11 protein-coding genes and 2 pseudogenes are annotated in these 11,729 nt (G+C 69.3%); 6 read left to right on the forward strand and 7 right to left on the reverse strand.

Annotated elements, in window-relative coordinates:
• Positions 1-225: pseudogene (locus AB0I98_RS48505) on the forward strand (hypothetical protein); the annotation flags it as partial.
• Between the two features lie 142 nt (positions 226-367).
• Positions 368-949 (forward strand): GNAT family N-acetyltransferase, encoded by a 582-nt coding sequence (locus AB0I98_RS48510; RefSeq protein WP_362952719.1) that lies wholly within the window; start codon positions 368-370, stop codon positions 947-949.
• A gap of 133 nt (positions 950-1,082) precedes the next feature.
• Here the strand turns inward: AB0I98_RS48510 and AB0I98_RS48515 are convergent.
• A pseudogene (locus tag AB0I98_RS48515) lies at positions 1,083-1,238 on the reverse strand (TetR/AcrR family transcriptional regulator); the annotation flags it as partial.
• Positions 1,239-1,565: 327 nt separating this feature from the next.
• Between AB0I98_RS48515 and AB0I98_RS48520 the strand changes: the two are divergent.
• Complete coding sequence (locus tag AB0I98_RS48520; protein ID WP_362952721.1) at positions 1,566-2,588, forward strand: alpha/beta hydrolase; 1,023 nt, start codon at positions 1,566-1,568, stop codon at positions 2,586-2,588.
• A 207-nt stretch (positions 2,589-2,795) separates the two neighbouring features.
• Here AB0I98_RS48520 and AB0I98_RS48525 read toward each other — a convergent pair whose 3' ends face one another.
• Positions 2,796-3,548, reverse strand: a complete 753-nt coding sequence (locus AB0I98_RS48525) for an SDR family oxidoreductase (RefSeq protein ID WP_362952723.1) — start codon at positions 3,546-3,548, stop codon at positions 2,796-2,798.
• 97 nt (positions 3,549-3,645) lie between these two features.
• Between AB0I98_RS48525 and AB0I98_RS48530 the strand changes: the two genes are divergently transcribed.
• A complete protein-coding gene (locus AB0I98_RS48530; protein ID WP_362952725.1) occupies positions 3,646-3,993 on the forward strand; it encodes a MerR family transcriptional regulator in 348 nt (115 codons plus the stop codon).
• A gap of 239 nt (positions 3,994-4,232) precedes the next feature.
• Here the strand turns inward: AB0I98_RS48530 and AB0I98_RS48535 are convergent, their stop codons facing one another.
• Both AB0I98_RS48535 and AB0I98_RS48540 read right to left on the reverse strand, forming a co-directional pair.
• Positions 4,233-4,625 (reverse strand): DUF3592 domain-containing protein, encoded by a 393-nt coding sequence (locus tag AB0I98_RS48535; protein ID WP_362952727.1) that lies wholly within the window; start codon positions 4,623-4,625, stop codon positions 4,233-4,235.
• 99 nt (positions 4,626-4,724) lie between these two features.
• Positions 4,725-5,747: an aldo/keto reductase gene (locus AB0I98_RS48540; protein ID WP_362952729.1), complete on the reverse strand. Its 1,023-nt coding sequence runs from the start codon at positions 5,745-5,747 to the stop codon at positions 4,725-4,727.
• Between the two features lie 117 nt (positions 5,748-5,864).
• Here AB0I98_RS48540 and AB0I98_RS48545 point away from each other — a divergent pair, with 117 nt between their 5' ends.
• Positions 5,865-6,476 carry a TetR/AcrR family transcriptional regulator gene (locus AB0I98_RS48545; protein ID WP_362952731.1) on the forward strand — a complete coding sequence of 204 codons (612 nt, stop codon included), beginning with the start codon at positions 5,865-5,867 and terminating at the stop codon, positions 6,474-6,476.
• A 243-nt stretch (positions 6,477-6,719) separates the two neighbouring features.
• Here AB0I98_RS48545 and AB0I98_RS48550 read toward each other — a convergent pair whose 3' ends face one another.
• Together AB0I98_RS48550 and AB0I98_RS48555 are read right to left on the reverse strand one after the other, a co-directional pair.
• Positions 6,720-7,625, reverse strand: a complete 906-nt coding sequence (locus tag AB0I98_RS48550; protein ID WP_362952733.1) for an NADP-dependent oxidoreductase — start codon at positions 7,623-7,625, stop codon at positions 6,720-6,722.
• A gap of 278 nt (positions 7,626-7,903) precedes the next feature.
• Positions 7,904-8,827, reverse strand: a complete 924-nt coding sequence (locus AB0I98_RS48555) for an NADP-dependent oxidoreductase (protein WP_362952735.1) — start codon at positions 8,825-8,827, stop codon at positions 7,904-7,906.
• An 80-nt stretch (positions 8,828-8,907) separates the two neighbouring features.
• On the opposite strand from AB0I98_RS48555, the gene AB0I98_RS48560 reads away from it, so the two are divergent.
• Entirely contained in the window at positions 8,908-9,546 is a 639-nt protein-coding gene (locus tag AB0I98_RS48560) for a helix-turn-helix domain-containing protein (protein ID WP_362952737.1), read from the forward strand.
• 287 nt (positions 9,547-9,833) lie between these two features.
• Here the strand turns inward: AB0I98_RS48560 and AB0I98_RS48565 are convergent, their stop codons facing one another.
• A complete protein-coding gene (locus AB0I98_RS48565; protein WP_362952739.1) occupies positions 9,834-11,492 on the reverse strand; it encodes a hypothetical protein in 1,659 nt (552 codons plus the stop codon).
• Positions 11,493-11,729: the final 237 nt, after the last annotated feature.

The following is an 11,729-nucleotide window of genomic DNA, read 5'->3' on the forward strand; positions in this document are numbered from 1 at the left end:
CCGCACTTCGCCGCGGGACTCGATGTCCCGGACGAGCAGTTGCTCGCCAATCTCGTGTGGGCCGCCGGTTCCCGGGCCGTGCGCGACGTCTGGGTGGCCGGCCAACAGGTGGTCGCCTACGGGGAACCTCTGCACGTCGACCGCATCGCCGCCCAGCAGGCGGTGGCCGCAGCAGCCGCTCACATGCTGCGGGGTGAACCGTCCGGCGTCACGACCGCGTCGTAAGGGCGGGATGCTCACCCCGGTGGAACACCGAAGAGGGCGTTGACAACAGACCATGCTCGTCCCTGCACGGCTGGCGTTCTGTCCCCAACCACCAGTACATACCTCTCTGTTGAGAAGCCCGCCCATGAAAGGCCGCACATACGTGACCAACGACGAGGCACTCCGCATCGAAACTCTCTCTCCGGCCCACGCTGAAGACTCCGATCTCATGTCAGCGGTGACCGCGCTGATCAACGAGGTCTACGAAGTGGCCGAGGAAGGCTTGTGGGTCCCTGGCACAACGCGGACCAGCCGCCAGGAGGTCGCTTCGCTCACCCAAGCGGAGCAGATCACCGTGGCGCGCCTGCACGAGGAGGTCGTCGGCTGCGTTCGGATCCAACAACTCGCCGCCACCGTCTGTGAGTTCGGCATGCTGGCCGCCGCGCCCAAGCGGCGTGGCACAGGGATCGGCCGGGAACTGGTGCGGTTCGCCGAACAGTACGGTCGGGAAGCCGGACTCGACGTCATGCAGTTGGAGTTGCTCGTTCCGCGCACCTGGTCGCACCCTTCCAAGGAATTCCTGGCCGACTGGTACGGACGCATCGGCTACCGGGTGGTCCGCACAGGTTCGATCGACGAGTCGTACCCAGAGCTGGCTCCCCACCTGGCCACCCCTTGCGACTTCGTGATCTATCAGAAGAGTCTCGGCCGCCGCGTCGAACGGCCAGGGGTGGCGTCGAAGTAGGCATGGCCACGACCAACAACAAGCTCGCCTCGGAGCTGAACGCTGAACCGCTGCGGCTCTGATGGAGGCTCAGGCCTTCCCGAGTTGTAGAGGTCCAGGTCGCGCAGCGCCCGGGAGGTCAGCCCGTTTTCCGCAGCCGAGCGTCGAAGGTCTGGCCGAACTCCTCCAGCGTGTCCATCACCGCTGCCACTGCCTCGGCGAGGATCTGCCGAGCCGCGTGGACGAGTGCCCCGCGCGTTTCGGCGGGGCGCCGCGCGAACCCGCTGCCGGGCGGCGCTGACGTCGGCATGGGCCGAGTGCGACCACGCGCGTCAGCGGTCAGACGCTTCTGATGTTTTCATCAAGACTTCTTGACGAAGCTTCTCTCATAGTTGATGATTTCCTCAACTAGACGCTGCTGCTCGGTGCGGTCTTGGGGGATGCGGACGTTCCCGGCCGGGCGCCGTTGATGACCTCCGCCGCGGCGATTCATCTACGGCACGGCGATCCGCCCGCACGTGCCGTACCGGCTGCCGTGCTCATTCCCGCGGCTGCGGCGTACGTAGCCGTGGCCGTAGGAGCTCATCGACGGCCCGTTCCACCTGTTCTTTCCCCGCATACCCCTTGGAGGACTGCCATGCCGACCACGCCCACTGTCCATGAGTACACCGAGCCGCCCGCCCGGATACGGGCAGGATTCGAAGAGCGGCCGAAGCGGCTTGCGGCCGTCGAGGGGCGTGCCGCCGCACTGCCTGCCACCCCGGCCCGGGAGCCCGACGCCGATGGTGACCGCGAGGACCTCGGCGGGGTCACCATCGTCCACCGCTTCGTCGACGCTCCCGGCGACGGCGAGACCGTGCGCTGGCACTACGTCGAGTGCGGCCCCGCCGAGGCTCCCGTAGTCGTCTTCCTGCACGGTGTGCCCGACTCCTGGTGGCAGTGGCACTACGCCCTCGAGGCCCTGGGTGGCACCTTCCGCTGCCTGGCGATCGACCTCAAGGGCTACGGCCAGTCGGAGAAGGGCACGGGTGACTTCCGGCAGGAAGGCGTCGCCACGCAACTCCACGCTCTCCTCGACCAGATTGGCGTGGACCGTTTCAGCCTCATCACCCACGACCGCGGCACTCCCGTGGCCGACCACCTGGTCGCCCGCCTGGGCGAGCGCGTGATCCGCTACGGACGCGGCCAGCAGCATCTGTGGAAGCTGCACCCGGACCTTCACCCGCAGCAGGAGATGTTCACCTCGGCCGAGGCCCCGGTGATTCTGTCCGACGCGCGGACCTTCGTGGTCGCCGCCTACACGCTGCTGGCGGAGCGGCCCGTGAAGGAATCCGACCTCGTCCGCACCGTGCAGGAATTCAGCTACGAAGGCATCTCCCGTGCGGTGCCGCGCTACTTCAATTCCTCCTCGTTCCGCCAGGAATGGATCGAGCGCCGCACCCGGCTCATAGATGCCTGGAGGTGTCCAGTCCTCCTGCTCCAAGGACGCGACGATCCCAACCAGCCGCACGAGTTCTACACCGACCCCGCGGTGCTGGACAGGCTTCCCGTCGGCAGCGCTGTGCACCTGTTCGACGCCGGGCACTTCTGGCCCTTCGAGGCACCGACCGAGACCGTGCAGGTACTCGAAGAGTTCCTGGCGCGGGAGACTCATGCCTGACGAAACGCGGCGGGGCCGCGCCCGTGGATGCTGAACGAGGGCACCTTCTCGGTCAGCAGCATCTCTCCCTCCGTCGAAATGCCGGCTGCTGCCGGTCAGATCGCTGCAGTGGACGGCAGCCTGCGCGCAAGTCCGAGGCTGGGTCGCCCGGTTGGAGCCTCGGACTTGCCGCCGCAGATGCACCCTGGTCGAATCGGGACGATCTGATCAGACGATGCCGGCGCGGATCTCGTCGTACAGCCGGGTGGGGTCCTCGGCCAGCGACTTCTTGACGTGGGCGCTCCAATCGTCGGCTATCACCTCGGCCGCTCCCGCCTCGATCCCGTCCAGGCCGGCACGGACGACGACGGCCGGGGCACCCTTGGGTCCGTCGTAGGCGGCGCTGAAGTCGGTGTCGACGGCGCCCAGGTGCAGGCCGGTCACGAGCGTGCCCTGTTCGGCAAGCTCCACTCGCACGCCGTTGGTCAACGCCCACTGGGCTGCCTTGGTGGCGTGGTAGCCGTTCGTACCCGGGTAGGCGTGCCAGGACTGCGCGGACAGCACGTTGAGGATCGCTCCTCCCCCGTTGGCCGCGAGCACCGGGGCGAATGCCCGCACCGTGGCCAGCGTGCCCCAGAAGTTCGTCTCCATCTCCGCGCGTACGTCTGCCAGGTCGGCGGTGACGAGGTTCGTCCAGCGGCTGACCCCGGCGTTGTTCACCAGGAGCGTCACGTCACCAGCCGCGGCGGCCGCGGCCCGGACCTCGTCGTCGTCCGTGACGTCCAGCCGCAGCGGCACGACGCCGGGCAGGTCGACTGCCTCCGGACGCCTGGCGGTCGCGTACACGCGCGCCGCGCCGCGCTCCATCAACTGCCGGGCGAAGTGGCGGCCCAGTCCTCGGTTGGCGCCGGTCACGAGCGCGACGGCACCCTCGATACGGAGACCGGGCGCTGGGTGAGTGTGGGTGTTCGGTGTGGTCATGCGGGCTACGCTAGAACCTACCGTTGACGTTAGAGTCAAGTCCTGCGTCTGGGTTTCGATGAGAGTTCGGCCCCGAATGCGACGAGAAGAGGAACGTGTGCGTATCGGAGAGGTCGCCCGGCGCTCCGGAGTGAGCGTCCGCGCACTGCGCTACTACGAGGAACAGGAGCTCCTCACGTCCGGACGCAGCCCCGGCGGCCAGCGTGAGTACACCGACGACGCCGTCGACCGGGTCCGCTTCATCCAGCAGCTCTACGCCGCGGGCCTGTCCAGCCGCCGCGTCGCCGAACTGCTCCCCTGCATCGACACCGACACCACCACCGACCACCAGCTGGCCATGCTCAACGCCGAACACGCCCGCATCAGGAAGCAGATGGACCAGCTCACCACCACGCTCGCCCGCCTCGACAAGCTCATCGAGGCCGCCGAAAACCGCCGAGCCTGAGCACGCCGCATCCCACACTCCACGCTCCACGGGCCTGCGACCACTGCGGATTCCCGCGTTGAAGCCGTGAACAAGCTCAAGCAGCGGCGCGGCCTGGCCGGCAACACCGCGACCGCCGCCCTCGACGCGGACCAACCAGGAGTCTCGGCGCGCTCGTCCACCCATCCGGCATCGACGTGTCCACGGCCCTCGCCGACTCGACGCCACCAGCGGTGTGGGACGCCCTGCCGGGAACAGGCTCAACGGCCGGTGTAGAGCATCCAGATTGCGGCGGTCGTGAACGCGATGCCGGCCAGGAGAGGAAGCGCAACGCTCTCAAACCGCTTCTGGGTCTGGTCGAGTCGTGCGGTCTTCGGGGCGCCGAGGAGGTAGACCACTGGGGCTTGACCGCCCACGGGCAGACCCTTGACCCCGGATACCTTGGCCTCGAACTCATGTGAGGTGCCCTGTGCATCAACGAAGTTGACCACCGCGAAGAAGACGGTCCCCTTTTGGACGCGGTGCCTGCGGTGGCGGACCACCAGTCCCTCGGTGCGGATTCCTTCGCGTCGGAGGCGGCGCTGGAGCGCGGTCTCGCGGATGCCGAACCCGATGACGATGAGACCTATGAGTAGCAGCACCTGCAACCACAAGGTCGCCTCCCCTCCTCTGCATTGCACGGCTCTTCGTGAAACTCCTGTTGCAGGAATGGACGATGGGCCGAGTTGACGCGGTTCCTGGTGTGCGGAGCGTCAGGCAGCCGCGCGTTCGCTGACGGGGCGGCGACGCAGGCTCGGGACTACCAGGGCGGGAGGCATGTAGTCCTGGTCGAGCGCGCCGACATCGGTGCCGGGTGGGACGATCTCGTCGATCCGGCCCAGGATGTCGTCGCCGAGGACGACGTCGAGGCCGGCGAGGAGGTCGTCGAGGTGGTCCATCGTGCGCGGCCCGATGATGGCGCTGGTGACGCCTGGGTGGGCGATGGTGAACGCCGTGGCGAGGTGGGTCATCGGCATGCTCGCTTCCTCGGCTAGGGGGATGAGCTGTTCGACGACGTCGATGCGGCGTTCGTCGCTGAGGTGCTTGAAGTAGCCCGCACGGCGCAGGCCGTTCTCCTGGTTCTTGCGGACGCGGCCGGTGAGCAGCCCCTGAGCGAGCGGCCCCCACACCAGGGTGCCCATGCCGTACCGCTGAGCGACGGGCAGGACCTCGCGCTCGATGCCGCGGTTGAGGATGGAGTAGGGCGGCTGCTCGGTGCGGAAGCGCTCCAGATTCCGGCGCTCTGCGACCCACTGCGCCTCGACGATGTCGGAGGCCGGGGTCGTCGAGGAGCCGATGGCGCGGACCTTTCCGCTGCGGATCAGGTCCGTGAGTGCGGAGAGGGTTTCCTCGACGTCGGTCGTGGGGTCGATGCGGTGGATCTGGTAGAGGTCGATGTAGTCGGTCTGCAGCCGGCGCAGCGAGTTCTCGACCGCGGTCATGATCCAGCGCCGGGAGGTGCCCTGCTGGTTGGGGTCCTCGCCCATCGGGCGGCTCACCTTGGTGGTCAGGACGACGTTGTCGCGGCGCCCCTTGAGCGCTTTGCCGACGACTTCCTCGGAGTCGCCGTAGGCGTCGGCGGTGTCGACGAAGTTGATGCCGGCGTCCAGCGCCTTGTGGATGACGCGGATCGAGTCGTCGTGGTCGGCGTTGCCGATGGCCGAGGCGAACATCAGCGTGCCGAGGGCGTACGGGCTGACCTTGATTCCGGTGCGGCCCAGAGTGCGGTACTGCATGGGGGTCGTCCCTCCTGGTTGTGGCAGAGCACCCGCGGATGCCCTACCCTGCAGCTAAGCGGAAAGGCTTTCCGGAACTATACGGAAAGCCTTTCCGGTTACGCAACTGGAGGGACCATGACCGAGAAGGCAGCTCCGCCCGGGGCGCCCCGCCGTATGCGCGCGGACGCGCAGCGCAACGTGGATGCCCTGATCAAGGCCGCAAGGGCCGTCTTCGACACATCCGGCGTCGACGCACCCGCCAAGGAGATCGCCGACTTGGCCGGCGTCGGTGTCGGGACGCTCTACCGGCACTTCCCGCTGCGCTCAGACCTGGTCAAGGCGGTGGTGGAGAGCGGGATCGACGCCTGCGCCGCGGCGGGACCACAGCTCAGCGCCGTCCACGAGCCCGGAGAGGCGCTCGCCGAGTGGCTGCGCCAGTACACCGAGTTCCTGGGGACCAAACGAGGACTGGCCCCAGCCCTCCATTCGGGCGATCCTGCCTACGCGGACCTGCCCGGCTACTTCCTGGAGAAGGTCGGCCCCGCCCTCACGGCACTGCTCGACACCGCGGCGGCCGACGGAGCGGTTCGCGACGATGTCAGCGCCCATGACCTGCTGTACGCCATCGCCAACCTGTGCATGCCCGTGCCCGGCGAAGGACCCCAGTACAACCAACGCATGGTCGCTCTGCTCATCGATGGGCTGCGCACCCCGCGCCAGGGTGTTTCGCCTGGCTCATCGCGCTGACCGCTCACACTGACTGAAGCAGACGCCTGCGACATGGAGAGCGGCGAGGCGGACGGAGACGCTCTTGGTGCGTCGCCGCACCTCCGCGCTGGGCTCCTCGAACGCCACGCGGTGCAGTCGCAGCGGCCCGCCCTGAGGTACTCGGGCCAGAGTCGATGCACTCCAGGACTGGTGATCCGGAGCCAGGGCTTCCCGCGGTCGAGTTCGCGGGAAGTCCTGGAAGCCCTGAGCGGTGGGACACGCTCAGATGCAGACCACAATCTTCCCCCGCGTGTGTCCGCGCTCGGCGTGTGCGTGCGCTTCCGCGATCCGTTCGAGCGGGTAGGTCCGCTCGATACGCGGTGTGTAGCGGCCTTGCCGGCCGAGTTCGCTCGCTTCGGTGAGCAGCGTGGAGTCGTTCTCGGCGTTGGCCAGACGCACACCCAGGCGATGCGCGTTGGTGTAGTCGGCGATCGTCGACACGCGTGCAGGGTCGCCCACGATCGCGATGAGATCGGCCAGGGACCCGGAGGCCGCAGTGTCGAGCGCGATGTCGACACCCTCCGGCGCCAGGGTGGCGAGGCGCTCCGCGAGGCCGTTGCCGTAGGTGGTGGGAACTGCTCCGAGAGAGGTGAGGAACTCGTGGTTGCGCTCGCCGGCCGTCCCGATCACGGTGGCGCCCTGAGCCACCGCGATCTCGACCGCGGCACTGCCCACACCTCCGGCGGCGCCCTCGATGAGTAGGGTGCGCCCCCGCAGAGGACCGAGCGCCTTCAGCCCGCCCAGCGCGGTCACGGAGGCCAGACCGGCGCCCGCGGCCTCCTCGTCGGTCCACGAGGTGGGCGCGTGAGCCCAGGCCGAGAGCACGGCCAACTCCGCTGTCGCGCCGGTGACGCCGCCCAGCCCGAAGACACGGTCGCCGATGCTCACCCCTTGCACACCCTCACCGATCTCGTCGACCACGCCGACGGCATCACGCCCGGGAATGGCGGGCAGGTCCACGGGGAGTACCTCGTGCACCGCACCGGAACGCACCTTCCAGTCGACGGCATTGACGCCGGCCGCCGCGACGCGGACGCGGACCTCGCCGGGCCCGGGATGTGGGTCCGGCACCTGCTCGACCACAAGGGTCTCCACACCGCCGTACTCGTGATAACGGACTGCGCGCATGACGTTCTGCCTCTCCACGCGGCCTGAACCGGCCCTTCGTGAGATCAGTGGGGTGAATGATCGGCGAGCGCCGACGCCCACTACGCTAAAAGCTGACGTTGGCGTCAGGTGCAAGTCCGACAAGGCAGCTCGCTGTGCGCGACCGGCTCGACGACGTGATCGGCAGCACGCGGGACCCTGATTCCGACTGCTCTCATGGTGTTCGCACCGCGGAGTTCGACCAGGAGAGCCTCGTGCAGCCGCCGGGGCCACACCCCGCCTTCGGCCGCCAGGAGCTCTTAGAGGGTGACCACGATCTTTCCGTGGACGTGGCCTCCTGCTTGCAGTCGCACGGCTTCCTGGATCTGCTGGATGGGGAAGGTGGCGGCGATCGGCACAGTGATCCCACCGGTGACGATGGCGTCGGTGATCCGCTTCAAGTCCTCGGGCTGTGCATGGAAGCCGGTGGTCGAGCGCACGCCCCCGGGCGGGTTGGGGCCGGCGGCGATCGTGGAGATCCTCTCCGGGGGGACGCCGAGCGCGAGCGCCGCCTCGGCTGCGTCAGCGCCGTGCAGGTCGGCCGCCGCGCTCACCCCGTCGGGAGCCATCGCGCGCACGCGGCCCTCCAGGCCGGGACCGTAGGTGACGGGGTCGACGCCGAACTGCCGAAGGAAGTCGTGGGTGCCTTCGGAGGCGGTGCCGATCACTCGGGCACCGGCGAGCTTGGCGAGCTGGATGGCGAATATGCCGACACCGCCGGCGGCGCCTCCGATCAGGATGGTGTCGTCAGCCTTGACGTCGATCGCTGCGAGCGCCGCCAGGGCGGTCCGTCCGGCCACCGGGAGCGTGCTGGCGACCTCGTCGCTGATCTTCGCCGGCGTACGAAGGAGAGTATCCGCCCCGGCAGGGTCGACCACCAGGAGGTCGGCGGCGGCACGGCCCGTCGCACCTCCGTAGACGCGGTCGCCCACGGTGAAGCCGCGGACGCCTTCGCCTACCTCGTCCACGGTGCCGGCGAAGTCGGTGGCGAAGCCGGACGGCAGGGTGATGCCGAACTGCTGCGCCGTCTCCGGCACCGAGGACAGGAGCCAGTCCATGGGGTTGAGGCCGACGGCGGCCACCCTCACGCGCACCTCACCTGCTCCCGCATGCGGCTCGGGGATCTCGCGCAGCTTCAGGACCTCAGGTCCTCCGAACGTCTCGTACCTGACAGCTCGGCTCATGACGTGCCTCCACACCCAGTGATGGGACTCAGTCCCATCACTGTACATGGTGATGGGACTGAGTCCCGTAAGGTGTGTTCATGGCCCGCTGGGAACCCAACGCATCGCAACGGCTCGCTCAGGCCGCGCTCGAACTGTTCGCGGAACGCGGTTACGAGAACACGACCGTGCTCGACATCGCGAAGCGCGCCGGACTCACCAAGAGCACGTTCTTCCGGCACTTCCAGGACAAGCGAGAGGTGCTCTTCAGCGAGGATGCGCTCACCGGACGACTCGTCACCGCGATCGTGGCGGCGCCCACGGATGCGGCCCCGCTCGAAGCGGTGGCGTACGGCCTCGACGCGCTCGGACAGGACGTCTTCACGCCCGACCGCCGCGCGTTCACCGTCCGCAGACGAGCGGTGATCGATGCCCATCCCGAGCTCCAGGAGCGCGAAGCCCTGAAGGGCATGAGCCTCACCGCTTCGATGGCCCGGGCCATGGCGCAGCGCGGTCTACCCGACCTCGCCGCCCGAGTGACAGCAGAACTGGGGGCACTCGCCTTGAAGATCGCCTACGAGCGGTGGAGCGACTTGGGCAACACCGATGAGTTCAGTGCCATTGCCCGCCAAGCTCTCAGCGAAGTGCGAGCCAACGTCTTGTCCGTGTACAGGGCGCCACTTCGGTCGGCGACTCGTTGCTCTGACCATACTCAGCGGGGGGAATCCCACAGACGATGAGTGGGCGGTGCCCGAACTGCCGCTTTCGAGAGGGCCTCTGCCCGAGCGGATGCGCCTCTCGCTGCGGATGCGGCACGTTCCTTGCGTTCGGTAGCGTCCGGTGATCCGGCGGTCCGGCCGACCACGTCCACCCAGGCGGTGTCGCCGCTCGGCGTCCATCTGGTTCATGGCGGCGGTCATGCCATGTCGGGCCGGGTCGGCCAGCGCCCGTCGGAGGACCCCTCCCCCAACTCCAGCCGGTACAGGGCCTCGACGGCCCGGCTGCCCTGTCGGCTGACGCGCACCGGTCAGCAGCCGTTCGCCCCGGCACCGGCCCCGCCGTAGCCGGAGGTCAGTCGATACACGCCGGCCCGGGGCACGGTGAGCCGGGTCCAGGGGCCGTCGGCGCTGACGCACGCTTCTTCGGCCCGCAGCCACGGGGAGTGGACGATGCGCACGGTGACCGTGCCCGGGCGTGGGATTCTCAGTGTCACGTCCGCTTCTCCCGCCTTCAGGACGTGGGCCGGGGCCGAGGCGAGCGGAAGGGTGTCGTGGACCCGGTAGATCTTCCAGTGGCGATCGTGCCAGACCGGCTCCAGCCAGTCCTGCCCGTCCCGGATCAGGGCCGTCTCGCGCACCGCGGTCGTCTCCGGCGGGCCGTCGTGGACGACGACGTAGCCGACCGCCCACTGCCGCAACCAGGCGTGGTAGCGAGGGCCGTCCAGGTCGCCTTCGTAGAACATCCGCCCTCTGTCCTGGTCCAGTTGCTGGTTCCAGCCCCGCATCAGCTGCACATGCAGGGCGAGAAGGGTCGCCCCGCGATGGTCACGGTCGGTCGGCAACTCGACTCGGCCGCGGTCCGCGCCCAGCCGGTGCAGTTCGGCGACGACTCCGCCGGTGTGCGTGGCCCAGGCCGGAGCGGGGGCCGCACCGCGCAGTGGGTGCGTCGACGTCAGGCAGAGGTGCACCACGGAGAAGATCGCTACGGCGGCCAAGGTGCAGACGCGGAGCGGGGGCAGGGCGTTGCGGGCGGCGCCCGAGCGGGTGCTGAGCAGCGCCGCGAGCAGTACGGCGGGGCCGAGGTGTACGGCGAGGCGCTCGACGTTGGAACCTATCGGCGAGGGGATCAGCCAGCACAGGACGACTCCGGCGGCGTACACGACCGCCCCGGCCCGTACCACCCGCCAGTCGCGCGGCGCTGTCAGAGCCGTGCCGAGGGACAGCAGCAGGGGCAGGGCCATGCGGCTCGCGGACATGGGCTGCTCGCCCTGATACGGAAAGAGCAGGGTCGTCGCGGCGACGACGGCCACGGGTGGCAGGGCGAGGACGAGGGCCTTGCCGTACTGCCGGTCGAGCAGATATCCGGCGCCCGCGACCAGGAGGAACAGACCGGCGACCGGGCTGCTCATGGTGGCGCACAGTGCGGCGAGGGCGGCCGCGGTGAGCCGTGCGGGCCGGGGCGGGCGGCCGGCCAGCGCGAGTACGGCGGCCAGGGCGAAGGCGAGGCCGAGGGCGAACGTGGTGCGGCCGAGCGCGACGTCGTACCAGAGACCGAGCGCGCCGATCAGCGCGGGCCACAGGGCCACCCGCGGAACGGTGCGGACCAGCAGGGCGGCCAGCAGCCAGGTGGCGCTCAGGCCGGCCAGCACGGAGACGGTCCGAACACCGAACAGTGCCATCAACGGGGGTGACAGGACGCTGTAGTTGGCGGTGTGCAGGCCGCCGAACCAGAACAGCCCGTACGGAACGTCCGGGTGCCGGGCGAAGAAGCCCGCCCAGGCGTACTGCGCGGCGAGATCGCCGCCGACCGTGGCGAGATGCGCGGCCCACACCCCGTACAGCGGGCTGATGGCCAGGACGGCGAGGAGCGGGACGCGATACCGGCGAGCTGGCCGAGGGGGCCGGACCTGCCGGTTGACCGTCGGTGGCGGCTGCGGCGGAGCGAGCACGGGGAGCTGCACGGGCATGGCGCTGTTCCTGGGGGCGGCGGAGTGACAAGAAGTGGCAGGTCACGGCCGGTGTCGTGACGGCCGCTGTGCCACTCTCGTCCCGCGCACCCCTCCGGTACCTCGGCCGATCGGTCAGCGTTGGCTCTTGCCGGAGCAGCGCGGCGCGGGCCCTGGGGCCCGGGGGGGGCCCGGGGGTGTTGGGGCCGGGGGGGCGCGGGCCGGGTATGGGTGGGGGGGGGTGGAGGATGCCCCCCG

Origin of the sequence: Streptomyces sp. NPDC050211 (assembly GCF_040656035.1) — a bacterium.
Lineage (GTDB): Bacteria > Actinomycetota > Actinomycetes > Streptomycetales > Streptomycetaceae > Streptomyces.

Excerpts from the sequence above, each read along its gene's own strand:
- AB0I98_RS48520 (WP_362952721.1), top strand. The coding sequence starts at position 1,566 with ATGCCGACCACGCCCACTGTCCATGAGTACACCGAGCCGCCCGCCCGG.
- AB0I98_RS48550 (WP_362952733.1), bottom strand. The coding sequence starts at position 7,625 with ATGCGCGCAGTCCGTTATCACGAGTACGGCGGTGTGGAGACCCTTGTG.
- AB0I98_RS48545 (WP_362952731.1), top strand. The coding sequence starts at position 5,865 with ATGACCGAGAAGGCAGCTCCGCCCGGGGCGCCCCGCCGTATGCGCGCG.
- AB0I98_RS48565 (WP_362952739.1), bottom strand. The coding sequence starts at position 11,492 with ATGCCCGTGCAGCTCCCCGTGCTCGCTCCGCCGCAGCCGCCACCGACG.
- AB0I98_RS48540 (WP_362952729.1), bottom strand. The coding sequence starts at position 5,747 with ATGCAGTACCGCACTCTGGGCCGCACCGGAATCAAGGTCAGCCCGTAC.
- AB0I98_RS48525 (WP_362952723.1), bottom strand. The coding sequence starts at position 3,548 with ATGACCACACCGAACACCCACACTCACCCAGCGCCCGGTCTCCGTATC.
- AB0I98_RS48560 (WP_362952737.1), top strand. The coding sequence starts at position 8,908 with ATGGCCCGCTGGGAACCCAACGCATCGCAACGGCTCGCTCAGGCCGCG.
- AB0I98_RS48555 (WP_362952735.1), bottom strand. The coding sequence starts at position 8,827 with ATGAGCCGAGCTGTCAGGTACGAGACGTTCGGAGGACCTGAGGTCCTG.